The sequence below is a fragment of the Kaistella soli genome (assembly GCF_019038595.1).
GTDB lineage: Bacteria > Bacteroidota > Bacteroidia > Flavobacteriales > Weeksellaceae > Kaistella > Kaistella soli.
On the sequence record NZ_JAHOPF010000004.1, the window covers coordinates 419949 to 444725 of the forward strand.

Consider the following 24777-nt stretch of genomic DNA (forward strand, 5'->3'; position numbering starts at 1 on the left):
GAAACAAATGTATGAGAAATTTGTTTATTTTTGATCAAACCAATTACGAAAAACCATGAAAACTCAACACCAAATCACAAAGAGAACAAACACAGTAAAAATCGTATTACTGGCAATAGCCGGAACCGGATTGCTTGCTTCGTGTACACCAAAACCTGCAGTGGTAGAAGGAACGAAAACAAATACAGCAGAAAGGCTGGCTATGGGAAAAACAGTTTTCGGAAATTCCTGTGGCAGATGTCATGACTTACCAAATCCTACTTCCCATTCTGCTCAGGACTGGGTGGGAATTATGAACAGAATGGCTCCAAAAGCCAAACTTAATGATGAGCAGCACGCCATGGTTTACGACTATATCGTCTCTGTAAAATAATCTTCACATCGTTATGCCGATAAAACCGGAAATCTCCTGGAACGATTTTGAAAAACTGGATATCAGAAGCGGAACAATTGTTTCCGTTTCAGATTTTCCGCAGGCCAGAAATCCTTCTTATAAACTGGAAATTGATTTCGGGGAACTGGGAATCAGAAATACCTCAGCTCAGATTACCGATTTGTATCAAAAAGAAGAATTAATGGGAAAACAGATTCTTGCAGTTGTCAATTTTCCGAAAAAACAGATTGCTAATTTCTTCAGTGAATGTTTGGTTTTAGGAATTTATGGTGAAAATAAAGAAGTGACACTTCTTACCACTTCGCTTCCCGTCAAAAACGGTTTGCAGGTTGGGTAATTTCTGTTCTTAGAATTTTCAGTAAATTCACTTTCTAAAATACCAGCCATGATTCATCATATCCCTTTAGAAAAAGTTCTGTTCCTCGATATTGAAACCGTTCCCCAATACGGGAATTGGGAAGATCTGGAAGAATCCGGACAGAAACTTTGGGAAAAGAAAACCAAAATGCAGCGGAAAGACGATTTTACTGCTGAAGAATTCTATACCGAAAGAGGCGGAATTATGGCGGAATTTGGGAAGATAATCTGTATTTCCGTCGGGATCCTGGAAAAAAACGAAAAACTGATGGTTAAAAGTTTTTTCGGAGATGACGAAAAGAAACTGCTGGAAGAATTCGGGCAGATTTTTAACAGACCAAAACTTCACGATGTAATCTTATGTGCGCACAACGGTAAAGAATTCGACTTTCCGTGGATTGCAAGGCGTTTTCTGATCAACGGGATGCAGCCACCGAGACCTTTTCAGATGTTCGGAAAAAAGCCGTGGGAAATTCCGCATGTCGACACGATGGAATTATGGAAATTCGGTGATTATAAATCTTTTGTTTCCCTCGAGCTGCTCGCTCATGTATTCGGAATTCCAACACCGAAGGACGATATCGACGGTTCAATGGTAGCATCAATTTATCATATAGAAAAAGACTTATTTAGAATTGTTCAATATTGTGAAAAAGATGTCTTAACTTTGGCAAATGTTTTCCGGCGTATGCGTCAGGAAAATTTACTGGAAAAATTAGAAAATTAATTAGCTGAAAAGCCCCAAAAGCTTACAGCCGCAAGCCAAATGAAATATACCGACGACCAGATTGCCGAAATCGGCGAAAATATCATTACCAACTTAAAGACTGTTTACGATCCTGAAATCCCTGTTGACATCTACGAACTCGGACTTATCTATGATGTGCAGATTTCTGATGAAGGGGAAGTAAAAGTAATTATGACTTTAACCACCCCAAACTGTCCTGTAGCAGAAAGTTTGCCTGCAGAAGTGCGCGAGAAAGTTTCGGAAGTTGAAGGAGTTAAAAATGTCGATTTGGAACTTACTTTCGAACCCTCATGGAACAAGGACATGATGAGCGAAGAAGCACGCTTTGAATTGGGAATGTTTTAAAATAAAATGCCGGAAGTTCCCGGCATTCATTATTATTTTAGGTTAGTGTCCGTACTCGAAAAGTACCGTTCTCTGCACATTTGGATGAATGGATAGGGAAACCGGACAGTTCAGTGCAGTATCCTCAATAAATCTCTTCTGATCGTTCGTAAATTCCCCAGGAATTCTCACGATACAAAATATAGTTCCAATTCTCTTCGGCTCCGGATGGGTTGATTTTTTCAGTTCACAGGTCGCACCGGTAATATCGATCCCTTTTTCCCTTCCCAGAACCGCTACCGTCATTAACATGGACTGCCCGTAGGAAATTCCAAAAATATCTGATGGGGAAAAATACTCCGAAGTTCCTCCGTCCCGCAAAGGTGCACATGTAGTAATTTCTGCGCCGGATTTTTCGTGTTGTGAAATAATTTTAAAATCTCCTGAATAAGTAATTGTTGAAGTCATAATTTGTGGTTTTTATTCTTATAAAGATACACAAAGTATTTTAGTATTTACCTCAACACTGACATAAATCATTGAAAACTAAAACAATGCGCCGAAAGAACTATGATATCAACGCTGAAAATTTCAGAAAAGAAATTTAATTATCGTAATTGAAAGTGACTGTTTTTTTTACCTCAGAACTCAGCGTTAGTGCAACCGGACAGTTGAGAGCAGTTTCTTTGATAAACTCTTTGTCTGCATCTGAAAAGTTTCCTTTAAAATATAAATTACACACAATCTCTGCAATTTTCCTTGGTTTCGGATTCATTATTTTCTGAAGGTCACAATAGGAATCATCGATATTGATCCCTCTGTCTTTTCCTAAAATTGCGATGGTGGTCAGCATACATTGTGCTAAAGAAGTTGCGCACAGATCGGTAGGGGAAAATACTTCACCCTTTCCGTGATTGTCGGTAGGTGCATCGGTGTAAACAAGGGTTCCGGACTGCAGATGTTCAGATTCGCAGCGGAGATCGCCGAGGTATTTTATTTTTGAAGTCATGATGAATAGATTTAAAAATGAAAAATGTCTTTTGCGCGGTTGTACGCACTTTCGAAATTAAGCAAATTAAGGGAATGTTCAATTTTCTCCAGCGCCATAAAATTTATAACCTGTTCTGTCGGCATATTGCCCACCAAATCATCTTTTGCCATCGGGCAGCCGCCAATTCCTTTAATCGCAGAATCAAATCTCCTGCAGCCTTTGTCATAAGCTGCTTTAAGTTTTTTGTAAGAATCTTCGTAACGGTTATGAAAATGTGCCCCGAAATCTATATCAGGATATTTGGACGGAATTTTTTCAAAGAGAAGTTCGATCTGCTCTAAATTTCCAGTTCCGGTGGTGTCGGAAAGCAACACATTCTTGATGCCGATTTCATTAAAACGGTTTGCCCAGAAATCCACATCTTCCCATTTCCACATTTCACCGTAAGGATTTCCGAAAGCCATTGAAAAATAGACATTCAGGGTTCTTCCGTCCGTCTTTAAAAGCTCATGGATTTTCAGAATATCATTAAATGCTTCTTCTTGGTTTTTATTGGTATTCCGGTACTGAAAAGTTTCAGAAATTGAAAAAGGAAAACCCAGGATATCTACCTGCTGATGTTCCAAAGCCTTTTCTGCGCCGCGGTAATTTGCAACAATAACAGAAAGTTTGGTATTGGATATTGATTTGTCGATTTCATCCAGAACCGTCCCCGAATCTGCCATTTGAGGAATGGATTTCGGAGAAACGAAACTTCCGCAATCCAACACATCAAAACCTACGTCCATCAACGCATTGATGTAATCAATTTTCTTTGCTGTAGGGATAAATTCACCCCAACCCTGCATTGCATCGCGCGGACATTCGGTTAAAAACATTGTTTCTTTTAGGTTTTTTCAAAGATAATAATTTTTTCGATTGCTGAATCTGCGCGATAAAATAAAGAATCAGGGAATTCCGGATATCCAAAATTTTAAAAAACACCTTTCCGTCAACATTCTGCCTGCGACAAAATCATTATCTTTGTTTAAATCAAATTCATCAGAAATGACTACCATAGAATTCAACCTGGAGTGGAAACTGAAACTTCAGAACCGCTTTATCAATTACGCAAAAATCTATTCAACCAGCGACCCTGAAAGCGAAACTACGCCTTCTACAGAAAGGCAGTGGGATATCGCAAAATATATCTTCGAAGAACTTAAAACACTTGGACTAAGTGATGTTTCACTGGACGAGAACGGGTATATCTATGCGTACGTTCCATCCAATCTTGAAAATGATGATGAGCCTGTAATTGGATTTATCTCGCATTACGATACTTCTCCAGATTTTAACGGAGAAAATGTGAAACCTCAGATCTGGGACGATTATGACGGGAAAGATTTGCTTCTGAATAAAGAAACAGGTTTTATTCTTTCTCCTTCCAAATTCGAAAGCCTGAATGACTATGTAGGAAAAACATTAATTACAACTGACGGAACAACGCTGCTTGGCGCAGACGACAAAGCCGGACTTGCGGAAATAGTGACTGCTGCCGAATATCTGCTGGCACACCCGGAAATAAAACATGGTAAAATCGCGATCGGATTTACTCCGGACGAAGAGATCGGAAGAGGCGCGCATAAATTTGATGTGCAAAAATTCGGGGCGGAATGGGCTTACACAATGGACGGCGGCGAAGTAGGCGAACTGGAATACGAAAATTTCAACGCAGCAGGTGCAGTGGTTAAAATTCACGGCTTAAGTGTTCACCCCGGTTATGCTTTCGGCAAGATGATTAATGCCTCGCTTTTGGCGACAGAATTCATCAAAATGCTTCCGGAAAACGAAACTCCTTCCACAACAAAAGGATTTGACGGCTTCTATCATTTAACGGATCTGAAATCTGATGTATCAGAAGCAAAAATTCAATATATCATTCGCGATCATGATGATACGAAATTCGAAGAGAGAAAAAAATTAATTACCGGTAAAGTGGAAGAATTCAATCAAATATTTGGTGAAGGAACTGCAGAAATTGAAATTAAAGAGCAGTACCGCAACATGAAGCAGCAATTTGAAGGAAAAATGCATATTATAGACATTGCAGAACAGGCAATGAAAGACGCTAACATTGAGCCTAAAATCAAGGCTATTCGGGGCGGTACAGACGGCGCACAGCTTTCTTATATGGGATTGCCCTGTCCGAACATTTTCGCGGGCGGGATCAACTTCCACGGTCCTTATGAATATGTCGCATTAGAGTCGATGGAAAAAGCAGTAAAAGTAATTATCAACATTGCGAAAGCAGTAAAGAAGAATTAAATAAGCAACACGTTAACAAAACCCCATCAACGAATTGATGGGGTTTTTATATGCAATAAATTCAATTAAAAGATTTAAAAGGAACACTGATGAAGGAATCAGGAAAAAATCTCTTGAAATCCCCGAAAACATCCTCCGCCGGTAGAATATGGAACAAAAAAAAAGACTTACATTTCTGTAAGTCTTTGCTCCTCTTGCTGGGCTCGAACCAGCGACCCTCTGATTAACAGTCAGATGCTCTAACCAACTGAGCTAAAGAGGAGTGTTTCTCTTTGCGTTAAGCGTGTGCAAATATAAAAACTTTTTTAATTCCTCCAAAATATTTTAGCGAAATTTTTCATGATTTTTTCTTAAAATCTGCCCGTAATCCACTTAACTATGTCGTTTCCAAAGATTAACACCATTAATCCAAGTAAGAAAATCACACCAATCATTTGTGCATTTTCTAAAACTTTTTGCGGAACAGGCTTTCCGGTGATCATTTCCCATAATGTAAAGACAACATGACCGCCATCAAGTCCCGGAATTGGGATCAGATTCAGGAAAGCAAGCCATACTGAAAACATCGCAGTAAAGCTCCAGAAAAACTCCCAGTTGATGGTTTCCGGCATTTGCTTAATAATACCGATAGGCCCTGAAACTTTTTTATAACCCTGAGTGGTACTGTTGAAAACAATTTTGAACTGTTTGATCTGCATCGTCAATACATCAACGGTTCTTTCCAGCCCTCGTGGAATTGCTCCTAAGAAAGTGTATTCTTTTGTTACTTTAGATTTATCAAATTCCGTCTGAGCTACTTTTAAATCTGTAGCGAAGCCGAGTTTCCCCTGCGCATCCACTTTTGTGGTGATTTCCTGAGGAGCGTTGTTTCTTTCAACAGCAACCACGACATTCTGATTTTTATATTTAGCAAGTTCTGCTCCCAACTCATCAAAAAAGGCGATCGGCTTGCCGTTGATCCCAACAATTTTATCCCCTTTCAGTAATCCGGCAGTTTTTGCTGTTCCGTTCGCAAAAAGGCTGTCGATCACTACAGGATATCGTGGCGTGAAGTAGGCTTTGGCTTCGTTTTCAGACAAAACAGCTGCAACACCATGTTCGTTGATCGGGAAAGTAACTTCTTTACCGTCTCTTAAAACAGTCGCATTATGCGCAAAAAGCATATTGATGGTGGATGTTTCCATTCTTTCGGCAGGTTTTCCGTCGATTTTCAGAATCTTATCACCGGTTTGTAAACCCATTTTCTTCCCTGCTTCGGAAACGGAGATTCCATTTTCAAATTTGGCATTATCATGAAAAGTTTCGCCTTTGAAATAACTTAGTGATGAATAGATAAACCATGCTAAAAAGAAATTCACGGTAACACCGCCTAACATAATAATTAAACGCTGCCAAGCCGGTTTGCTTCTGAATTCCCAAGGTTCAGCTGGTTTTTTCAGCTGTTCCGTATCCATACTTTCATCTACCATTCCGGCAATTTTTACATAACCTCCGAATGGCAGCCACCCGATTCCGTACTCTGTTCCGCCAATTTTTTTCTTCGCTATAGAAAACCACGGATCGAAGAACAAATAGAATTTTTCAACTTTTGTTTTAAAATATTTTGCCGGGATGAAATGCCCTAATTCATGAAGAATTACCAGAATTGAAATACTGAGTATGAATTGAAATAATTGTATTAGTGTCATTTATATTTATTAAAATTTTAAAGAATTGCGAAGATACGAATTATCAAAAGTATGCCAAATAAAAAAGGTTCTCAAAAACTGAGAACCTCATATCTGTTGAAAATGAATTTTTTAGAAATTGAACGATACCCCTAAGCTACCATTATTACCAAACTCACCGTAGATACCTACATTATTGTTGAAGAAATATCTAACTCCTAAGTGAGCGCCGAAATAAGTACCGCTTTTACCAAGAAGACCTAAATCTACACCTGGATAAATATCCCATTTTTCAGGAAGACTTAACGGCTCCTGTAAATGGAAATTCACACGTCCGAATACACCAAAATCGTCATCAGCATATTTATTATTGTTGTGATCGAAGAAGAAATTAGCTCCTGCTCCTAATGATACAATACTGCCTAAACCATAATCGTAGGTCGCCGTAATACCGGTTCCATAGCCCCATCCGTTAAAACCTATCTGAAGCTTCTGATCTCCTTTCCCGTTCCAAGCCTGTGCAAATGTCATTTGTCCTAAAAACAACGCTGAGCATACTAATAATAACTTTTTCATAATGTTTTAATTTATAGTTTTAATGTATAGGAGGGAGTTATCAAATATAAGACCAAAAAACTCTGATCTTAAATCAGGAGTTGATTTTTTTGTATATTTAGTCACATTTTACAATAATTTATAATGGAGAATTTAAAAATTTCAGGTTTAAATTTTGATATTATCTGGAAAGATAAAGAGCGTAATTTCAATGAGATCAGCGGCTTATTAGCGAAGGTTTCTACTGATTTATTTGTACTTCCGGAAATGTTTTCCACAGGGTTTTACATGAAAGCAGCAGAAGTGGCTGACCGCAATGAGGAAACCCTCCACTGGATGACAAATTTTGCAGCAAAAACAAATACCGCGATCTGCGGAAGCGCTTCTGTGTTTGAAAATGACAGGTTTTACAACAGGTTTTACTTTGTACAGCCAAACGGAAAACATTTTCAGTATGACAAAAGACATTTATTCTCATTTTCGGGCGAGGACAAAACCTATTCGCCAGGAAAGGACAGAGTAATTGTGGAATACAAAGGATGGAGAATTTTACTTCAGGTTTGCTATGATCTTCGGTTTCCGGTATTTGCGAGAAATAACAATGATTATGACGCTATTATATATGTAGCCAACTGGCCGGAAGTGAGAATTGACGCGTGGAAAACGCTACTTACAGCCAGAGCTTTAGAAAATCAGTGTTATGTTTTTGGCTTAAACCGTATCGGAACCGATGGAAACAATCTGCATTATCCGGAAAGCTCGTACTGTTATTTTGCAGACGGAAGTATCGTGTCTACAACCGAAAACAATATCGTTTCGGCCGAATTTAACAGAGAAAAATTAAAAAATTTCAGAGAAAAATTTCAGTTTCTAAACGACAGGGATTCTTTTGAAATTCTTTAGGATTATTTATTTGCAAAATCATTCAGAAGAGAAGTAAGTGTATTCACATCATGAACTCCGCTTTCTTTCCAAAGAAGATTTCCATCTTTGAACACCGCCAACGTGGGAACACCACGAACGCCATATTCTGCTGCGATCGCGGGAAACTGATCGACATCTATTTTTACAATTCTTGCAAGGTCGCCAATATTTTCTTTCACCGTCGTCAAAACTGATGACTGCACTTTGCACGGTCCGCACCACGTTGCAAAGAAATCCACCAACACCGGGCGTTCTGAATTGATAAGCTCCTGAAATTTCTGTGACATATCTTTTTAATATTAATTTAGGGGAAACATATCCCTGAAACTTTAATTAAGAACCGCTTTACTGGTTCAGTTTTTTCTGAAGACTCAGCCAGCCTCCTCCGTTATAAGCTTCGAAACCGTTCTGTTCAAGCAGAACTTTGGCCGAGGAACTTCTCATACCGCTTGCACAACAGGTGATAACCGGTTTTTTCAAATCCATTTTTTTCATTTCTGCAACCAGTTCCTGCAAAGGAATATTTTTAGAATTCCTGATGCTTCCGCTGCTGAATTCTGCAGGTGTTCTTACATCAACAATCTGCGCGCCGTTTTTTACAAGTTCTTTAAAATTAACGGTCTTTCCACTGAACAGTTTTTTAATACGGTCAAACATCAATCTTTTTTTTAAGTTTTGTACAAAATGAACGTCCGCGTTCAAAAACAAACAGACAGTTCTAATTTACAGTGTTTTACTTTGACAGACAAAATTGCTTTTCGGTACTTCAGTCTCTTTAATTTTATTGAAACCTCCTTCAATTTCGGTGAAATTTCTAATCCCGCGGGAATTCAGAATACTTGCAGCAATCATGCTTCGGTAACCTCCGGCACAGTGAATAAAGAAATGTTCTTCGTTATCAAGCGAAACTGCCCATTCATTAATATCTGCGAGCGGTCTGCGGAAAGCATCATTTACATGTTCGGCGTCATATTCAGTTTCCTTTCTGACATCGATAACTTTTGAAGATTCATTAAATTTTTTGGCGAATTCTTCCGCAGAAATCCTGTGAATGACATCAATTTCCTTCGCCGAGTTTTGCCATGAATCAAACCCGCCTTCGAGATAACCCAGAACATTATCAAAACCCACTCTCGAAAGTCTTGTGATCACTTCTTCTTCTGTTCCTAAATCTGAAACCAGTAAAATCGGCTGATGTACGTCTACAATCATTGCGCCTACCCAAGGAGCAAAATCACCTTTTAATCCAATATTTATTGATCTGGGAACAAATCCTTTATGAAAATCTGCTGCATTTCTTGTATCTAAAATCAATGCACCTGTATCTTCAGCGACTTCTTCAAAATCTTCCAGCGCGATGGGCCTTTTCCCTTTTTCAAGCACATTTTCGAACGTTTCGTAACCGCCTTTGTTTAACGCTACATTCATTCCGAAATATTTCGGCGGCGCGGAAAGACCGTCCAAAACCTCTCTCACAAAGGATTCTTTGTCAGGCTGATTGAGCGCATAATTGGTCTTTTTCTGATTTCCTAAAGTGTCCACCGTTTCCTTCTGCATATTTTTTCCACACGCTGAGCCTGCACCGTGAGCAGGATAAACAACAATGTCATCAGCAAGAGGCATTATTTTGTTTTGAAGGCTTTCATAAAGTAATCCTGCAAGTTCTTCCTGAGTCATATGAGCAGATTTCTGTGCCAGATCGGGTCGGCCAACATCTCCTAAAAACAAAGTATCACCCGAAAAAACAGCGGTTTCTTTTCCTGTTTCATCAATCAGCAGAAAAGTTGAACTTTCCATGGTATGACCTGGAGTGTGCAACACTTTAATAGCGATCTTTCCAACTTTGAAAATCTGGTTATCTTCGGCAATAATTGCATCGAATTCAGGTTCTGCCGTCGGTCCGTAGACAATTGGAGCACCTGTTTTTTTCGAAAGATCCAAATGTCCCGAGACAAAATCTGCATGAAAATGCGTTTCAAAAATATACTTGAGTTTGACCTCATCTTTTTCAAGCCTGTCGATGTAAGGTTTTGTTTCCCGCAAAGGATCGATAATTACGGCTTCATTTTCAGAAACAATGTAATAAGCGCCCTGTGCTAAACATCCCGTATATATTTGCTCTATTTTCATTTTTTAATTTTTGAATTTGCTCCTGCAAATTTCGTGATAATTATATCAAAATACGATCAAAAACAAAGTTATTGATTGAATCAATCAATAAACATCGCGCACTTTATTGATACTCTGATGCGTTTCCGTCTTTGTCAGATAGCTTTCCTGCTTTTCCTTCATGCGTCATTTCCCACATATAATTCTCATTGCTGAAAATAGGATTACCGCTTAAATTGGTTGTTTTGGCTGAAAGCTTCTGCTCGCCTTCACCGGTTTTCTGAATTTTCACTCCTACCACATCTCCTTCTGCCAGATAGGTTACGCTTAATTCCTCGCCTTTGCTGTTTTTAAGTTTTAAAGGTTCCTGAACCTGACTGATTTCTGTCGAAGCCGGCTTCGTAATCTCGGCTTGATTCTGCGTATTGATTTCTTCCTTGTTACATGAATTCATGATTAACAAAGCAAAAACTGCTGCATATAAATTTCTCATATTTAAAATTGTTGTTTTAAAAATATTTCTTTGATGATGATGAATATGCCCATTCCGAGAACAATCCATCCGAAAAGAGGTTTCAGTTTTCTGCCGTCCATTTTCTTGGAAATCCCGATTCCGACAAAAATTCCTACCACTGATAAGGCACTGAAACTTAGAAGGAAAAACCAATCATGTTTTACCATGGCCATCGTACTTACAAACCCCAGAATCGAATTCATCGAGATGATAAAAAGCGAAGTTGCTACCGCCTTTTTCATCGGAATACCTAAAAGCATCACCAAGGCCGGAACAATTAAAAATCCACCGCCCGCTCCTATCAGCCCGGTAATGATTCCTACCAGAAGACCTTGCGAAATAAGGATGGTATAATTGGTTTCCTCATATTTACTCAGTCTCGGCCTTTCGATTTTTCTGATCATTTTGAATGAAGCGATGAGCATCAGAATAGCAAAAAGAAGCAGCAAAAACATATCTTTTGTCAGGGTAATTCCCCACTTATGAATGATATAATGCGGCAGATGCGGCAACACTAATCGTCGGGAAAAGAGCACTCCCAAAATTGAGGGAACTCCGAATATAAACGCAGTTTTAAAATCAATCTGCTGATGCCTGATAAATCCTGCAGAGCCTACCAGACTCGTAACACCCACTACGAAAAGCGAAAGCGCCGTTGCGGTAACAGCATCAAAACCAAAAACATACACAAAAATAGGCACGCTTAAAATACTTCCGCCACCACCAATAAGCCCCATCACTAATCCGATGATGATTGCAGAAAGATATCCGATAATTTCCAATGTAGTTGTTGAGTTTTAAATTATTAAAATTAGCTGAATGACTGAATGACAAATGACACATCTCTGATTTTTACCTGCTCTCCTACCTTTTTACCTCTGATATTTTCAAAAACGGGAGCTTCTTCAGAAAAAGAAATGACCTCTTTATCTTCAATTTTAAAAATCGGAACCGAGATTCCCACAAACAAAAAGTTTTTATCAGTTTCGATAAGACAGCCGTTCTCAATCTTCTCATGCGATTTTTCCTTTTCATTTTCCAGAAACCTGAGATTTTGCTCAGCCGTTTTAATGGTCTTTTCGAACCGCAGCTGCATATCTTTGGCTTCCGTCTGGTGAGAAAAATCTTCAGGATCGTGGGTGCTTTCCTCATCCATATCAGATTCATTTCTATATTGATTAACAGATTGTTGCAGGCTTTCTATGACCTTTTTCTGCTCCTCAATAATCTTTAAAAGGATTTCAGCTCTTTTCATCACTTTCAATTTGAGATTTAACAAATTTAATAAAAAAATAGCAGTTTTGATGCTGCTGAAATCACCAAAGAAAGCAGTAGTTTACTCTTTATTAAAAACGGTAGGTAAACGCGCAGTTAAAACTTCTTCCACGCTCTAAAATCCTCTGATGACTCATGCCTGAAAGCGTGCGGCTCAAATGTTCGGCATAAGCTCTGTTAAAAATATTTGACACTTCAAAACTTAAGAAAGCATTATTAAACACATTATACTTCGCATTAAAATCAAGCAGCGAAAAGTCTTTCGTTACAAATTCCCCAAACTCAGGATTGATTCTTTTCTGAGTCGCAGCAAAACGGTACTGAAATCCAAAAACGACCGGAGAAAAATCAGCTTCCATTCTCCACCTGAAATCCAGCGGAGCGATTTCCGGAAGCGGGTTTTTGGTATTCAGATCTTCACCGTAAGTGTAAGCTACGGCCATTTCTGTTCGGTATTTTGGTAAAAATTTCCAGTTAAAATTTGCTTCAACGCCTGCTCTGAAAGCTTTTTCAATATTCTGAAACTGTCTTGTCCCGGGAACCATCATCGAGTTGGGCTTAATATCCGAACGCACAACGCCGGAAATATAATCCTGCATCAGGGAGTAAAACCCATCAATCTGGAAATAAATTTTTTCTTTCTTATGCGTAAAAATAAGGTCAGCCTGATTATTGGTTTCCGGCTTCAATAAAGGATTTCCGACATACTGATAATCATCGGCACCAACGGGAAAACGGTTGATATATCTTTCCGTTAAACTTGCGCTGCGCTGCGCTCTTCCCATCCAGATGGCAAGCTGAGTGTTTTTGGTAATTCCATAACTGTAGCCTAAACTCAAGCTGTGATTGAAATCTTCAGCTTTCATGTTTCCGTAAAGACTGGTAAACAGTTTGGAAGGATCTTCCGCATTGGCTTCGTTATAATCCAGCCTCAGCGAAGCCGTAAGTTTTGAGTTGCTGAAGAAATGCTGATATTCACCGAACCATCCCAACTGATCGATATGTGAATTCTGCCATGAGGTTCCGTCCGTCATCATCGGCATTGCCATCGTCATTTTTGAACTTATGTTAACCGCCTCTTCATGTTTGTAATCGAAACCGGAGTAGAAAACATTTTTATTTTTAGCAAATTTTGCTTCTGCCCTTGAACCGTAAGTTCTGGTCCTGACGTCTGAAACCATCGACTGATCGGCTGTTCCCATTGAATGTTCAACGATCGAAAAATAGGAATTGAAATTAATATTCTTCAAAAGAGAATTCTGAAATTCCGCCAAATGGCCTAATTGAACCATCCACGTTTTATCAAAAAGCAGATCCATTTTCAGGGCAGCAAATTCCACGTCCCGGCCTTGGTTTGAATTGATCTGAACATTCGTGGTGTTATTTTCGTTCCATTTAAAATTAGCTTTTGTCCCCACATTATACCTCAAGAATGCAGAACGCACTTCATTACCGTTTCCGTCTTTGTAGCGGTCGCCTTTCTGATAAGAACCGAAAACATCCCAGACTATTTTTTTCGATGAAAGCTGCGCAAAACCCTCATTTCTCAAAATATTTCCATTGCTTTCGTAACCCAGAGAAATCCTTCCGTTTACATTGGTTTTATCAGAAAAAACAGGAGGAATTGTTATAAAATTAATCGTACCGCCCAAGGCATTGCCGTGACGGAAGTGATAAGGACCTTTGAAAATCTCAACTTCCTTTACCATATTCATATTGACCTGGCTTACTGCAGGATCCATTCTGCTCGGGCAGGCATTTACCGCATTGGAGGCACCATCGATAACGATGTTCAGCTGTTCATATTTAAATCCGCGCAAAACCGGATCTGTTGCATAATTTCCGGCCTTTTTAATCCCTGAAATTTCAGGAACCTGCTGAAGGAATTTCCCCGCATCGTGGCTGAGTAAATCGGAATTCTGAGTTTCAATTTTTTCTTTGTTTTTTGGTAAAAGTTTCGTGATTTTCACCACTTCTATATTCTGATAGAGAGAATCTGTGCTTTCCTGAGAGAAAAGGAGATTTGAAATCAGCAGACAAAGTGCCGCAAAAGCATACTTACCCTGCTGAAAAATAATTGTATTTAAATTTTTCATGCGTTTAAAATTTGATTTTTTGAAAAAGAATTACTGCTGTATCACTAAAAAGGGCACAGTAATTTTGTTGAAAAGGTAAAATCAAATTTGTGGCGGATGAGGATCGATGGTATGGAAACCTAAGCGCACAATTTCTGTAGAATAAATAAAACCGGCTTTCTTAAAATCATCATTTTCGACTCTACTGAGATTAAATTCTGCAGATTTTGAAGGAATGAGATTAAATTCAAATGAATATTTAACCAGATTGACAAAACTTGAAGTTTTATCCGATTCCTTTTTCATCTGACATTTCCCGTGACAGTTCATCTCAGGTTTAGATTTATTAACACAGTGGATTTCGTAAAAATCCCTGTTGATCTGATAATCAATCATCAGCAGGGAGTTCTGAAAACTCGCAGTGAAAATAATGATGGACAATATGTACGTGAAAAAGCGTTTCATTTTACGGGGTTAAAATTAAGACATTTTTATCTGAATTAAAATGACTTTCATCATTTTATGGAATATTTATTTTTTAAATAAAAAAATATATAATTCTCAATATTTTCTATCTTTATAGTTTAAAACACATTAAAACAAATGGCAGATAAAGCGAAATTTATCGAGGAACTTTCCGCAAGATATTCAGCAAAAGGAGATTATATCACTTTAGGAAAAGGAATGCTCGACGGAGAAGTGGTGACCGAAGTAGATGTAAAAATCCCACTGAAAACCATTAACAGACACGGTTTAATTGCCGGCGCGACAGGAACCGGGAAAACCAAAACGCTGCAGGTTTTTGCTGAGCAGCTTTCACATCTCGGAATTCCTTCTTTAGTCTTGGATATCAAAGGGGATTTCTCAGGAATTGCCGAACCGGGTACTGAAAATTCCATCATTTCCGAACGATATGCCAAAACCCAGTTACCTTATCAGCCTCAGGCTTTTCCCGTTGAACTGATGACCATTTCAGGGGAAAAAGGGGTGAAATTAAGAGCAACCGTTACCGAATTCGGGCCAGTTTTACTTTCAAAAATACTGGAACTTAATGATACTCAGCAGAGTATTATTTCAATTGTTTTCAAATATTGCGATGACAAAGGTTTGCCCCTGATCGATTTGGATGATTTGAAAAAAGTACTGCAATATGTTACAGATAACCCTCAGGGAAAAGCTGATTTAGCCAATAATTACGGATCAATCGCGCCCGCATCACTTGGCGCTATCCTCCGTTCCATCGTAGCTTTAGAGCAGCAGGGAGCCGCGCAGTTTTTTGGGGAACCAAGTTTTGATGTGGAAGATTTATTGCAGCAGAGGGACGGAAAAGGAGTGGTAAACATTTTGAGAGTTGGCAATATTCAAAGCCGTCCGCAGCTGTTTTCAACTTTTATGCTTTCGCTGTTTGCAGAGATTTACATGACATTTCCTGAAGAAGGTGATTCCGGGAAACCAAAACTCGTACTGTTTATTGATGAAGCGCATTTAATTTTTAATGAAGCCTCCAAAGCACTGCTGAATCAGCTTGAAACAATGGTAAAACTCATCCGCTCTAAAGGCGTTGGGATTTATTTCATTACCCAAATTCCCGGTGATGTTCCCGAAAACGTTTTATCACAGCTTGGATTGAAAATTCAGCACGCACTGCGCGGATTTACTGCAAAGGACAGAAAAGAAATTTCAAAAGCTGTTGAAAACTATCCTATCACAGAATATTATAAAGCAGACGAACTTATTCAGAATTTAGGGATTGGGGAAGCATTCATCACTGCGCTGGATGAAAAAGGGATTCCGACCCCGCTGGTCCACACCTATCTGATTTCTCCGGAATCAAGAATGGATATCCTGAACGATGCTGAAGTTTCAGATTTAACATCCCGCTCGGCTTTAGTTGCTAAATATGAACAAACTGTGAATAAAGATTCCGCTTACGAAATGCTGACCAGCCGCATGGAACAGGCCGTACAGAATGCAGCTCCAACTCAGCCAACACGGCCCGTAAAAGAAGAACCGGGAGTTTTTGAATCCGTAATGAAATCCAGAGCAGGAAGAACCTTCACCACGACTCTGGCGAGAGAAGGCGCAAAATTTGTATTGGGAATGTTTGGTTTGGGCGGAAGAAGAAGGTAAATTGCGCCGGCTTTCGGCAATGGCCGATGGTAAAAGAAGTAGTATAAAAAACAATGTATTCAGTAATTGATATAGAAAGTAACGGAGCAGGTTTCAGGAAAGAAAGCATCATTGAAATTGCCGTTTATAAATACGATGGTCACGAAATTGTGGACCAATTTATTTCATTGGTAAACCCCGAAAGCGACATCACCCCATTTGTCCAGAAACTGACCAAAATTTCGCCTAAAATGGTGAAAACAGCTCCTAAATTCCATGAAATTGCAAAAAGAGTGGTCGAAATAACCGAAAACACCACTTTAGTCGGTCACAATATCGATTTCGATTACAGAATGCTTAGACAGGAATTCAAACGCCTTGGTTACGAATTCAAAATCAATACTTTAGACACCATTCCACTAGCAAAGAAACTAATTCCTGAGGCCGAAAGTTATTCTTTAGGAAAACTGGTAAAATCGCTGGGGATACCTTTACTCGATCAGCACCGCGCTTCCGGAGATGCACGGGCAACTTTAGACCTTTTTAAACTTTTGATGATTAAGGACAAAGATTCCGAAATCATTCAGCAGCATCATGAAGAATTCAATGCTAAAACCTACCTCAACAAAGTAAGAAACCTCACTCAGGACTTGCCCTTCGAAAGAGGAATTATCTATCTGCAGAACGCTGAAGGAAAAATTATTTTCTGTGATTTCGTGGATGATTTAAGCAAGTTTTCGAAAGTTATTTTCAATTCAAAATCAAAACGCTGGAAACAGATTCAGGAAGATGTTGAACAGATTCATTATGATTTAACAGGAAATGATATTCTTGCTAAACTCATGATGAAAAGCAAAGGTTTGAGAAAACGCGAAACACTTCAGTTCGGGCTTTATCATAAAAACGGGAAATATTTTGTAGAGAAAATTTCCAGTCAGAAAGAAGGTAAACCTCTGTTGAAATTCAAATCATTCACCCAAGGCCTTAAAGCGGTAAGTTTCATCAAAAGCCAAACAAGATTTGTTGACCCGGACGAATTGACAAAAGCAATAAGTCTGAAAAACAGAACGGAAATGTGGCTGTCCGCAGGCCGGACCTTAGGTGAAAAATCTTTTCTCATTTTTGAAAAAGGACATCTGAAAAGTTATGGATTTTACGAACTTCATACCCAAATCAACACTCTGAAAAAAATTACAGCTTTAAGAATCAATATAGAAACATCAGCAGCTGATTTGGAGAACGACCTGAAACTGGCGCTTTTGCGTGGTGATTTTGAAATTTCGGCAATACCATCAAAATAAATAGTGCAGAATTAAATAAAAAAAATTATTTTTGAAAAAAATTTCAGAAATCACATAAATATGAATGCTTTTACATCAATAAAGAAAGTTACTTCTAAGGGGAAAAAGATGTCCTCTAAGGGAAATATGGTGTGTTAAGAGCTGAATATTGATAACCAAATAATCAAGCAGGCTCTTTCGGGGCTTGCTTTTTTTTATTTTAAATTAAATGATAAAATGACCAACAAAGATCTGTTAAAAATTGCTGAACAATATGGCACGCCTACCTACGTGTACGACGCCGAATCCATTAAAATTCAATACGAAAAACTTACTTCGTCTTTTCATAAGAGCACGAGGTTTTTCTATGCCTGCAAAGCGCTCTCAAATATTAATATTCTAAAATACGTTAAAAGTCTGGGTGGTAATCTGGACTGCGTTTCGATAAATGAAGTAAAACTTGGACTGAAAGCCGGTTTCGAACCAGCAAAAATACTCTTCACCCCAAACTGTGTTGATTTGGCTGAAATCGAAGAAGCCATGTCTTGCAAAGTCCATATCAATATTGATAACATGTCGATTTTGGAACAGTTCGGAAACAAATACGGTGATTCCTATCCCATTTTTGTGAGAATTAATCCACACATTTTTGCCGGAGGAAACTATAAAATTTCGACCGGACACATCGATTCAAAATTCGGGATTTCCATTCATCAGCTCCGTCATATTGAGCGCGTGATGAAAACCACCAACATCAATGTAGAAGGACTTCACATGCATACCGGAAGCGAAATCAAGGATCCAAATGTTTTTCTTGAAGGCCTGGAAATCATGTTCAGTCTTGCCGAACATTTTCCTAACCTGAAATATCTGGATATGGGAAGCGGCTTTAAAGTTCCTTATCAGGAAGGTGACATGGAAACGGACGTTAAAGCGCTCGGCAAAAAAGTAGAAAAAGCACTTAGTGATTTTTCGCAGGAATCAGGTAAAAAATTTGAACTTTGGTTCGAACCCGGAAAATATCTGGTAAGCAAAAGCGGTCATCTTATTGTAAAAACAAATGTCATCAAACAGACGACAGCAACGGTTTTTGCAGGAATCAACTCAGGGTTCAACCATCTGATCCGCCCAATGTTTTACGATTCGTATCATATCATCGAAAATCTTTCCAATCCTAAAGGCGCTGAAAGAATTTACACCGTTGTCGGAAACATCTGTGAAACTGACACTTTCGCCTGGGACAGAAAGTTAAACGAAGTTCGCGAGGGCGACATTCTCGTTTTTAGAAACGCCGGGGCTTATGGTTTCGAAATGAGTTCAAACTTTAACTCCCGACTGAAACCTGCGGAGGTACTGTTCCTTGACGGAAAAGCACATTTGATCAGAAAACGCGACGAATTTGAAGACTTGCTGAAAAACCAGATTGAGGTGTTGTAAATTACTTTACCCACTAAAATCCAATTACATCATTAATAGAAGTTTGGAGAACGATTATTTCGGACATAGAAACTAAAAAACACTCGCTAAATTTTAAGTTACCTCAAAAAAACAGTAACTTTAATCAAAATTCACACAATGAAAAAGTTATTGATATTATTAGTATTTTCTTTCACATATGGCCATGCCCAATATCTCGTAGAAGACAATGATATTAGTGAAAATACGAAGGAACTTGGCAAAATATCTGTTTTTTATGAACTCAACAACCCATTGGAATTTTATCGCTTGAAATGCGATAACGCAGTCTATGCACAATTTCCCGGCGGCGAAAACGCCTTTAAGCGCACACTTTACCAGAACATGCAAAGTGTGGTGAATTCCGGGGTTTACTCTGTAAACGGCACTTTTGAACTTCAGATTTCCATTAATAAATCAGGTAAACTGGAAAGTTTCCAACTAAAACCAGAGGTACCGAACAGCAACTTGCTTTACCGTGATCTGGAAATGGCTTTAAAAAAAATAACCACAAAATGGACACCGGGCAGTTGCAGCGGAGTGCCTGTAGATTCAAAACTACGGCTAAAAGTGAATTTCAGAACAGACAGTTTTGATATCTAAAGTAAAAAGCTTTGCGGACAACTGCAAAGTTTTCTTTTAACTTTAAAAAATTTAAACTACATCTCTTTTTTGATCTTTTTACGAGTTTTCATGTTGCACAGCAAAAAAACAGCAAACCGAGGAAAAAGACATTTATTTTTAAATGAAATCACATGATAAAAAATTACTTTCTTTTACTTCTTTTTAGCCCAGTATTGTTCTTTACTCAGATTTTAGGTAGTTTCCCGGAAAACCAGACGCCTTACAGCGGAGGCTATGGCGCATATTACAAAGACTTTCACGATATTATTGTTGAGGAAAACTTGCTGCCCTGCGAGAATAAATCCGAATTTTACCAATTTTCGGTTCTTATAAATACCGATGGTTCCATTAATTTTATCAAAGATCTGCATCAGAATCATCTCGTAGCGAACAGATGCGCATCTGAACTTGCAAGAGAAGTTGCAAAAAAGATGATCAAATGGAATCCGTCAACAGTAGACGGAATAAAACAGCCGGCCATAGCCAACTTTATGATTTTCCCTGATGACCTTTTTAAAAGTGACAAAACAGATTATTCACCTTCAATTACCTATCCACGCTATAACAGCCATGAAGAAAATCATCTTGATTATTTTAAAAAACAACTTCTTGCAAATCTTGACTTGAGAAGATTCGATTGGAATGATCGGTTTACTGTAGAAGCTGAATTTTTAATATCCAAAGAAGGCACAATAAAAGATATTGTGCTGACTAAAAAAACAGGTCTGGAAGAATTTGACCGAATGGTTTTTTACGCATTTAAAGAAATGAAAAAGAAATGGAAGCCCGCAACCATCAACGGCCAACCCGTAGATTTCAGATTCAAATATCAGTTAACCGCCATTACAGATCCAAAAGATTAGTGCATGAAATATCAATTATTTTTACTTTTTACCTTTTTTGCCTTTAACTCATATTTTTCTCAGGACATTTATGCTTACCCGGAAGACCAGACCGACTATACCGGAGGAAACATCCAGTTCTATAAGGATTTCCGAAAGGTAATTGTCGAAAAAAAACTCCAACCTTGCAGCAATAAAAACGAAAGTTTCAATTTCAGAGTTTTGATATATCCTGACAAGACCATCAAGTATGTGAAAAATGAAGATCCTGTAAGTTCAGAACAGAATAAATGCGCTTTGGAGCTTTCCAAAGAAGTTGCAAAATATCTAACCGGCTGGAACCCCGCTGTTGTTGATGGAAAAAAAGTGCCGGCTGTAACAGGTTTCTGGATTATACCTCATGAGCTTTTTCAGGATTTAAAAGAAGGTTACGATCCGGTAAACGATATGATATTGCCGGAGTATGAGGGCGGAATTAATAAATTCCGGCAAAAAGTATTGCAAAGTATTGATTTGACCCGTTTCAAATTTGACGGAAAATTTAAGCTTTTGGTTACTTTTATCATTGAAGCCGACGGAAAGATGAGCAATATAGAGCTTGTAGAAACAACAGGCTTTAAACCATTCGATGATATGGTAATCACCAGCATTTCAAAAATAAAAAATAAATGGACTCCAGGGAGCATCCACGGTATTCCAGTGAGATCACGTTTTAAATTGCCTCTGGCTTTCGCAATGGAATAAAAACTCCTGCCATTCTGTCACAAAATTCCTATCTTTGCATTTTAATACCTCACGGATAGTTTTACACCTATACGGGAGGTCCAAAATCTTACAAAGTGCAGGAAAAATATATAGACGAAACCAAACAGGGTGAAGCTTTCGCCATCGCAGAAAAACCTACTAATTCTAAAAAACTGTTTCTTGAAAGTTACGGTTGCCAGATGAATTTTTCAGATTCTGAAATCGTTGCTTCTATTTTGAACGAACAGGGTTATAACACAACTTTAAAAGCAGAAGAGGCCGATTTAATTTTACTCAATACCTGTTCCATCCGTGAAAAAGCTGAACAGACCGTGAGAATGCGTCTGTCTCAGTTTAAAAACTTAAAAAAAGAGAAACCAAATCTTACCGTAGGCGTGCTTGGTTGTATGGCTGAACGTCTGAAAACCAAATTTCTGGATGAGGAACAGTTGGTTGATCTCGTGGTTGGCCCTGATGCTTACAGGGATTTACCAAATTTATTGAAAGAAACCGACGGTGGTAGAGATGCCATTAATGTAATTCTTTCCAAAGAAGAAACGTACGCAGACATCAATCCTGTCCGTCTCGGCGGAAATGGTGTTACCGCTTTCGTTACCATTACCCGGGGATGTGATAATATGTGTACTTTCTGTGTAGTTCCGTTTACGCGCGGACGCGAAAGAAGCCGTGATCCCCATTCAATTATCGAGGAATGTCAGAATTTATGGAACAGCGGCTACAAAGAAATTACCCTTCTCGGTCAGAATGTTGATTCCTATCTTTGGTACGGCGGCGGACCGAAAAAAGATTTCAAAAATGCTTCCGAAATGCAGAAACTTACTGCAATATCCTTCGCACAACTTCTTGATATGGTTGCTGTTGCAGTTCCGGGAATGCGAATCCGTTTTTCAACCTCCAATCCTCATGAGATGAATGAAGAGGTCTTCCGGATGATTGCAAAACACGACAATATCTGTAATTATGTTCACCTTCCCGTACAAAGCGGAAGCGACAGAATTCTGGAAAAGATGAACCGTCAGCACACGCGTCAGGAATATCTGAATCTTATTAAAAAAGGAAAAGAAATCGTTCCTGATATTTCTTTTTCACAGGATATGATTATTGGATTTTGCGGTGAAACCGAAGAAGATCATCAACTTACGCTTTCTTTAATGAAAGAGGTAGAATATGACTACGGTTACATGTTCGCCTATTCCGAAAGACCCGGAACGCCGGCTCATAAAAAAATGGAAGACGATATTCCCGCTGATGTAAAGCAAAGAAGACTGGCTGAAGTAATCGCTTTACAGGGAGAACTTTCCCGTAAAAGAATGCAGGGCTACGTCGGCAGAACTCATGAAATTCTTATTGAGGGAACTTCAAGAAAGAACGAAAACCAATGGAAAGGCAGAAACTCCCAAAATGCAGTTTGTGTTTTCGATAAACTGGAAGGACAGAAATTAGGCGACATTGTGTCTGTTTTTGTCCACGGCAATACACAGGGAACACTTTTAGGGAAAACGGTAACTGAGGTTTCTGCATAAATTTAATTTTTAGAGAAATCACTGCTTTATTTGCACTAACTCAATTAAAATTAAAAATGACAGATTTACAATCCATAAAAACACGTTTCGGAATCATCGGAAATTATCCGGCGCTCAACCGCGCTCTGGAAAAATCAATCCAGGTTGCTCCTACTGATATTTCTGTATTGGTAATGGGAGAATCCGGGGTTGGAAAGGAGTTTATTCCGAAAATAATTCACGGCGAATCCCGCAGAAAGCATCAGCCTTATATTGTAGTAAACTGCGGAGCAATTCCGGAAGGAACTATTGATTCTGAACTTTTCGGTCATGAAAAAGGAGCTTTTACAGGTGCAACTTCTACCAGAAAAGGATATTTTGAAGTGGCTGATGGCGGAACGATCTTCCTTGATGAAGTAGGCGAATTGCCTTTACAGACTCAGGTGCGCTTGCTCAGGGTTTTGGAAAGCGGCGAATTTATGAAAGTAGGTTCTTCCCAAATTCAGAAAACTGACGTGAGAATTGTTGCTGCAACCAATGTAAATATGCTTGGCGCAATCAATGACGGAAGATTCCGTGAAGATTTGTATTACCGTCTGAACACTGTTCAGATTGATATGCCGCCTTTGAGAGAAAGAAAAGGCGATATCCATTTATTATACCGCAAATTTGCTGTGGATTTTGCCGAAAAATACAGAATGCCTGAACTGGTTTTAACCGATGATGCTGTAAATTATCTAGAAAGTTATCCTTTTCCCGGAAATATCCGGCAGCTAAGAAACCTCGTGGAACAGATGACTGTTGTGGAGCAGAACAGAAGCATTAATTCTGTAAAACTGGCAGAATATATTCCTATGCAGGCAAATCTGCCGGCGGTGGTACAGAAAAAAGGCTTGGGCATTTCTAATTCAGAATTCAATTCGGAAAGAGAAATTATGTACAAGATCCTTTTCGACATGAGAAATGATTTAAATGATTTAAAATCATTAACTTCGGAACTCATTAAAAACAGAGGAAACACTGACTTCAGCAATCAGGAGAAAAATCTCATCAACAGAGTTTTCACGCCTGAAACACAGGTTCAGAATTCCAACTCACTGCTGTATTTTGAAAACAATAATGCCAATCAGTTCCAGAATTCTACAATTATTTCTGAAGGAAATGATGATTACGGTGACGTAGAAGATATTGAAATTGAGGAAACTAAGGCTGATTCGCTTTCCCTTCAAAACAACGAAAGAGAACTGATTGTCAAAGCACTGGAAAAGCACAAAGGCAGACGAAACAAGGCTGCAGACGAGCTTGGCATTTCACAGAGAACCCTGTACCGAAAAATAAAGCAGTACAATCTGGAAGAATAATTGCGAAAAGCAAAACTGTAAAAACTCAAGAATAAAGTTTGACCGTTTAGTTATGAATTTAAGTTTAAAAAACAATATATTTTCCGGCCTTAAAATTGGGCTCACGCTACTTTTGCCGATGTTTTTGCAGAACTGTTACAGTTTTACAGGTTCTTCCCTGAGCCCTGAAACCAAAACAATACTGATCAAAGATTTCCCCAATAATGCAGCGCTGATGAATCCAAGTTTAGCACAGCAGTTTTCTACGGACATTCAAAACAGATTTCTGCAAAGAACAACGCTGAAAGGCGCTGCCGAAAATCCGGATATTTTAATTGAAGGTGAAATCACCGATTATTCCATTACGCCGACTACTATTTCCAGCGCCGTTAATGCGCCCGGAGGCAATATTCAGGCAGCACAGAATAAACTGACCATTGCAGTGAAAGTGCATTACGAAAACAAAATAGAACCGGATAAAAGTTTTGACAGAAGCTATTCAGACGAAGCGGTTTTCAGCAGCGATCTGGATATCAACACCATAGAAGCTTCTCAGGTGAAAGTGGTGAACGAGAGAATCATCAATAAAATTTTTAACGATATTGTAGCCAACTGGTAAG

The 24777-nt window shown here is 38.7% G+C and carries 28 protein-coding genes and 1 tRNA gene; 15 read left to right on the plus strand and 14 right to left on the minus strand.

All coding sequences use genetic code 11. The features are described from left to right. The first annotated feature begins 55 nt into the window (after positions 1-55). The 4 genes from KSK37_RS10045 to KSK37_RS10060 are packed head-to-tail and all read left to right on the plus strand — an operon-like array spanning position 56 to position 1844. Positions 56-373, plus strand: coding sequence for a c-type cytochrome (locus KSK37_RS10045; RefSeq protein ID WP_217201206.1), 318 nt, complete (start codon positions 56-58; stop codon positions 371-373). 13 nt (positions 374-386) lie between these two features. Then, positions 387-731 carry a tRNA-binding protein gene (locus KSK37_RS10050; protein WP_088358978.1) on the plus strand — a complete coding sequence of 115 codons (345 nt, stop codon included), beginning with the start codon at positions 387-389 and terminating at the stop codon, positions 729-731. Between the two features lie 48 nt (positions 732-779). Next, on the plus strand, positions 780-1478 hold the full coding sequence (locus KSK37_RS10055; RefSeq protein WP_217201208.1) for a 3'-5' exonuclease: 699 nt from the start codon (positions 780-782) through the stop codon (positions 1476-1478). A gap of 39 nt (positions 1479-1517) precedes the next feature. Then, positions 1518-1844, plus strand: a complete 327-nt coding sequence (locus KSK37_RS10060) for an SUF system Fe-S cluster assembly protein (RefSeq protein WP_088358980.1) — start codon at positions 1518-1520, stop codon at positions 1842-1844. A 42-nt stretch (positions 1845-1886) separates the two neighbouring features. Here KSK37_RS10060 and KSK37_RS10065 read toward each other — a convergent pair whose 3' ends face one another. From KSK37_RS10065 to KSK37_RS10075, 3 genes are all read right to left on the minus strand, one after another. Further along, on the minus strand, positions 1887-2291 hold the full coding sequence (locus KSK37_RS10065; protein WP_088358981.1) for an OsmC family protein: 405 nt from the start codon (positions 2289-2291) through the stop codon (positions 1887-1889). Positions 2292-2427: 136 nt separating this feature from the next. Further along, positions 2428-2832, minus strand: coding sequence for an OsmC family protein (locus KSK37_RS10070; RefSeq protein WP_088358982.1), 405 nt, complete (start codon positions 2830-2832; stop codon positions 2428-2430). An 11-nt stretch (positions 2833-2843) separates the two neighbouring features. Continuing rightward, positions 2844-3692, minus strand: a complete 849-nt coding sequence (locus KSK37_RS10075) for a hydroxymethylglutaryl-CoA lyase (RefSeq protein WP_217201210.1) — start codon at positions 3690-3692, stop codon at positions 2844-2846. Positions 3693-3861: 169 nt separating this feature from the next. Between KSK37_RS10075 and pepT the strand changes: the two genes are divergently transcribed. Continuing rightward, positions 3862-5121 carry a peptidase T gene (gene pepT / locus KSK37_RS10080; protein WP_088359444.1) on the plus strand — a complete coding sequence of 420 codons (1260 nt, stop codon included), beginning with the start codon at positions 3862-3864 and terminating at the stop codon, positions 5119-5121. 188 nt (positions 5122-5309) lie between these two features. Here pepT and KSK37_RS10085 read toward each other — a convergent pair. The 3 genes from KSK37_RS10085 to KSK37_RS10095 all read right to left on the minus strand — a co-directional run bounded on the left by KSK37_RS10085 (position 5310) and on the right by KSK37_RS10095 (position 7319). Further along, a tRNA-Asn gene (locus KSK37_RS10085) sits at positions 5310-5383 on the minus strand. Between the two features lie 88 nt (positions 5384-5471). Continuing rightward, a complete protein-coding gene (gene rseP / locus KSK37_RS10090) occupies positions 5472-6809 on the minus strand; it encodes an RIP metalloprotease RseP (RefSeq protein ID WP_217201212.1) in 1338 nt (445 codons plus the stop codon). A gap of 111 nt (positions 6810-6920) precedes the next feature. Next, positions 6921-7319, minus strand: coding sequence for a DUF6646 family protein (locus tag KSK37_RS10095; RefSeq protein ID WP_246566471.1), 399 nt, complete (start codon positions 7317-7319; stop codon positions 6921-6923). A gap of 168 nt (positions 7320-7487) precedes the next feature. On the opposite strand from KSK37_RS10095, the gene KSK37_RS10100 reads away from it, so the two are divergent. Next, positions 7488-8246, plus strand: a complete 759-nt coding sequence (locus tag KSK37_RS10100; RefSeq protein WP_217201215.1) for an amidohydrolase — start codon at positions 7488-7490, stop codon at positions 8244-8246. A 2-nt stretch (positions 8247-8248) separates the two neighbouring features. Here KSK37_RS10100 and KSK37_RS10105 read toward each other — a convergent pair whose 3' ends face one another. The 8 genes from KSK37_RS10105 to KSK37_RS10140 form a co-directional block, all read right to left on the minus strand. Then, positions 8249-8554, minus strand: a complete 306-nt coding sequence (locus KSK37_RS10105; protein ID WP_217201217.1) for a thioredoxin family protein — start codon at positions 8552-8554, stop codon at positions 8249-8251. Positions 8555-8612: 58 nt separating this feature from the next. Further along, positions 8613-8924, minus strand: coding sequence for a rhodanese-like domain-containing protein (locus KSK37_RS10110; RefSeq protein ID WP_088358988.1), 312 nt, complete (start codon positions 8922-8924; stop codon positions 8613-8615). Positions 8925-8990: 66 nt separating this feature from the next. Next, positions 8991-10397, minus strand: a complete 1407-nt coding sequence (locus KSK37_RS10115) for an MBL fold metallo-hydrolase (protein ID WP_217201219.1) — start codon at positions 10395-10397, stop codon at positions 8991-8993. 103 nt (positions 10398-10500) lie between these two features. Beyond that, positions 10501-10869 carry a hypothetical protein gene (locus KSK37_RS10120; protein ID WP_217201221.1) on the minus strand — a complete coding sequence of 123 codons (369 nt, stop codon included), beginning with the start codon at positions 10867-10869 and terminating at the stop codon, positions 10501-10503. A gap of 2 nt (positions 10870-10871) precedes the next feature. Next, positions 10872-11672, minus strand: coding sequence for a sulfite exporter TauE/SafE family protein (locus KSK37_RS10125; protein ID WP_088358991.1), 801 nt, complete (start codon positions 11670-11672; stop codon positions 10872-10874). A 29-nt stretch (positions 11673-11701) separates the two neighbouring features. Further along, positions 11702-12145: a hypothetical protein gene (locus KSK37_RS10130; protein ID WP_217201223.1), complete on the minus strand. Its 444-nt coding sequence runs from the start codon at positions 12143-12145 to the stop codon at positions 11702-11704. A gap of 91 nt (positions 12146-12236) precedes the next feature. Further along, positions 12237-14261, minus strand: a complete 2025-nt coding sequence (locus tag KSK37_RS10135) for a TonB-dependent receptor domain-containing protein (RefSeq protein WP_217201225.1) — start codon at positions 14259-14261, stop codon at positions 12237-12239. A gap of 81 nt (positions 14262-14342) precedes the next feature. Further along, positions 14343-14705: a hypothetical protein gene (locus KSK37_RS10140; protein WP_217201227.1), complete on the minus strand. Its 363-nt coding sequence runs from the start codon at positions 14703-14705 to the stop codon at positions 14343-14345. A 138-nt stretch (positions 14706-14843) separates the two neighbouring features. Here KSK37_RS10140 and KSK37_RS10145 point away from each other — a divergent pair, with 138 nt between their 5' ends. From KSK37_RS10145 to lptE, 9 genes are all read left to right on the plus strand, one after another. Continuing rightward, positions 14844-16370, plus strand: coding sequence for a helicase HerA-like domain-containing protein (locus KSK37_RS10145; RefSeq protein WP_217201229.1), 1527 nt, complete (start codon positions 14844-14846; stop codon positions 16368-16370). A 53-nt stretch (positions 16371-16423) separates the two neighbouring features. Then, a complete protein-coding gene (locus KSK37_RS10150; protein WP_217201231.1) occupies positions 16424-17650 on the plus strand; it encodes a 3'-5' exonuclease in 1227 nt (408 codons plus the stop codon). A gap of 216 nt (positions 17651-17866) precedes the next feature. Next, positions 17867-19066 carry a diaminopimelate decarboxylase gene (gene lysA, locus KSK37_RS10155; RefSeq protein WP_088358997.1) on the plus strand — a complete coding sequence of 400 codons (1200 nt, stop codon included), beginning with the start codon at positions 17867-17869 and terminating at the stop codon, positions 19064-19066. A gap of 138 nt (positions 19067-19204) precedes the next feature. Further along, positions 19205-19687, plus strand: coding sequence for a hypothetical protein (locus KSK37_RS10160; RefSeq protein ID WP_144264857.1), 483 nt, complete (start codon positions 19205-19207; stop codon positions 19685-19687). A 152-nt stretch (positions 19688-19839) separates the two neighbouring features. Further along, positions 19840-20571 carry an energy transducer TonB gene (locus KSK37_RS10165; protein ID WP_217201233.1) on the plus strand — a complete coding sequence of 244 codons (732 nt, stop codon included), beginning with the start codon at positions 19840-19842 and terminating at the stop codon, positions 20569-20571. 3 nt (positions 20572-20574) lie between these two features. Next, positions 20575-21294 carry an energy transducer TonB gene (locus tag KSK37_RS10170; RefSeq protein ID WP_088359001.1) on the plus strand — a complete coding sequence of 240 codons (720 nt, stop codon included), beginning with the start codon at positions 20575-20577 and terminating at the stop codon, positions 21292-21294. A 95-nt stretch (positions 21295-21389) separates the two neighbouring features. Next, the gene (gene miaB, locus KSK37_RS10175; protein ID WP_217201235.1) at positions 21390-22838 is read left to right on the plus strand and encodes a tRNA (N6-isopentenyl adenosine(37)-C2)-methylthiotransferase MiaB; all 1449 of its coding nucleotides are present in this window, start codon (positions 21390-21392) and stop codon (positions 22836-22838) included. Between the two features lie 56 nt (positions 22839-22894). Continuing rightward, complete coding sequence (locus KSK37_RS10180) at positions 22895-24178, plus strand: sigma-54 interaction domain-containing protein (RefSeq protein WP_217201237.1); 1284 nt, start codon at positions 22895-22897, stop codon at positions 24176-24178. 52 nt (positions 24179-24230) lie between these two features. After that, entirely contained in the window at positions 24231-24776 is a 546-nt protein-coding gene (gene lptE / locus KSK37_RS10185; protein WP_088359004.1) for an LPS assembly lipoprotein LptE, read from the plus strand. The last annotated feature ends 1 nt before the right edge of the window (position 24777 follow it).

What these genes read in the sequence shown, in the direction of transcription:
- KSK37_RS10105 (WP_217201217.1), bottom strand. Translation starts at nt 8,554, where the DNA reads ATGTCACAGAAATTTCAGGAGCTTATCAATTCAGAACGCCCGGTGTTG.
- KSK37_RS10120 (WP_217201221.1), bottom strand. Translation starts at nt 10,869, where the DNA reads ATGAGAAATTTATATGCAGCAGTTTTTGCTTTGTTAATCATGAATTCA.
- KSK37_RS10100 (WP_217201215.1), top strand. Translation starts at nt 7,488, where the DNA reads ATGGAGAATTTAAAAATTTCAGGTTTAAATTTTGATATTATCTGGAAA.
- KSK37_RS10150 (WP_217201231.1), top strand. Translation starts at nt 16,424, where the DNA reads ATGTATTCAGTAATTGATATAGAAAGTAACGGAGCAGGTTTCAGGAAA.
- KSK37_RS10065 (WP_088358981.1), bottom strand. Translation starts at nt 2,291, where the DNA reads ATGACTTCAACAATTACTTATTCAGGAGATTTTAAAATTATTTCACAA.
- KSK37_RS10180 (WP_217201237.1), top strand. Translation starts at nt 22,895, where the DNA reads ATGACAGATTTACAATCCATAAAAACACGTTTCGGAATCATCGGAAAT.
- KSK37_RS10110 (WP_088358988.1), bottom strand. Translation starts at nt 8,924, where the DNA reads ATGTTTGACCGTATTAAAAAACTGTTCAGTGGAAAGACCGTTAATTTT.
- KSK37_RS10055 (WP_217201208.1), top strand. Translation starts at nt 780, where the DNA reads ATGATTCATCATATCCCTTTAGAAAAAGTTCTGTTCCTCGATATTGAA.
- KSK37_RS10145 (WP_217201229.1), top strand. Translation starts at nt 14,844, where the DNA reads ATGGCAGATAAAGCGAAATTTATCGAGGAACTTTCCGCAAGATATTCA.
- KSK37_RS10130 (WP_217201223.1), bottom strand. Translation starts at nt 12,145, where the DNA reads ATGAAAAGAGCTGAAATCCTTTTAAAGATTATTGAGGAGCAGAAAAAG.
- KSK37_RS10160 (WP_144264857.1), top strand. Translation starts at nt 19,205, where the DNA reads ATGAAAAAGTTATTGATATTATTAGTATTTTCTTTCACATATGGCCAT.
- lysA (WP_088358997.1), top strand. Translation starts at nt 17,867, where the DNA reads ATGACCAACAAAGATCTGTTAAAAATTGCTGAACAATATGGCACGCCT.
- KSK37_RS10095 (WP_246566471.1), bottom strand. Translation starts at nt 7,319, where the DNA reads ATGACATTTGCACAGGCTTGGAACGGGAAAGGAGATCAGAAGCTTCAG.
- KSK37_RS10050 (WP_088358978.1), top strand. Translation starts at nt 387, where the DNA reads ATGCCGATAAAACCGGAAATCTCCTGGAACGATTTTGAAAAACTGGAT.
- rseP (WP_217201212.1), bottom strand. Translation starts at nt 6,809, where the DNA reads ATGACACTAATACAATTATTTCAATTCATACTCAGTATTTCAATTCTG.
- pepT (WP_088359444.1), top strand. Translation starts at nt 3,862, where the DNA reads ATGACTACCATAGAATTCAACCTGGAGTGGAAACTGAAACTTCAGAAC.
- KSK37_RS10115 (WP_217201219.1), bottom strand. Translation starts at nt 10,397, where the DNA reads ATGAAAATAGAGCAAATATATACGGGATGTTTAGCACAGGGCGCTTAT.
- lptE (WP_088359004.1), top strand. Translation starts at nt 24,231, where the DNA reads ATGAATTTAAGTTTAAAAAACAATATATTTTCCGGCCTTAAAATTGGG.
- KSK37_RS10045 (WP_217201206.1), top strand. Translation starts at nt 56, where the DNA reads ATGAAAACTCAACACCAAATCACAAAGAGAACAAACACAGTAAAAATC.
- KSK37_RS10140 (WP_217201227.1), bottom strand. Translation starts at nt 14,705, where the DNA reads ATGAAACGCTTTTTCACGTACATATTGTCCATCATTATTTTCACTGCG.
- KSK37_RS10165 (WP_217201233.1), top strand. Translation starts at nt 19,840, where the DNA reads ATGATAAAAAATTACTTTCTTTTACTTCTTTTTAGCCCAGTATTGTTC.
- KSK37_RS10075 (WP_217201210.1), bottom strand. Translation starts at nt 3,692, where the DNA reads ATGTTTTTAACCGAATGTCCGCGCGATGCAATGCAGGGTTGGGGTGAA.
- KSK37_RS10060 (WP_088358980.1), top strand. Translation starts at nt 1,518, where the DNA reads ATGAAATATACCGACGACCAGATTGCCGAAATCGGCGAAAATATCATT.
- KSK37_RS10070 (WP_088358982.1), bottom strand. Translation starts at nt 2,832, where the DNA reads ATGACTTCAAAAATAAAATACCTCGGCGATCTCCGCTGCGAATCTGAA.
- KSK37_RS10170 (WP_088359001.1), top strand. Translation starts at nt 20,575, where the DNA reads ATGAAATATCAATTATTTTTACTTTTTACCTTTTTTGCCTTTAACTCA.
- KSK37_RS10135 (WP_217201225.1), bottom strand. Translation starts at nt 14,261, where the DNA reads ATGAAAAATTTAAATACAATTATTTTTCAGCAGGGTAAGTATGCTTTT.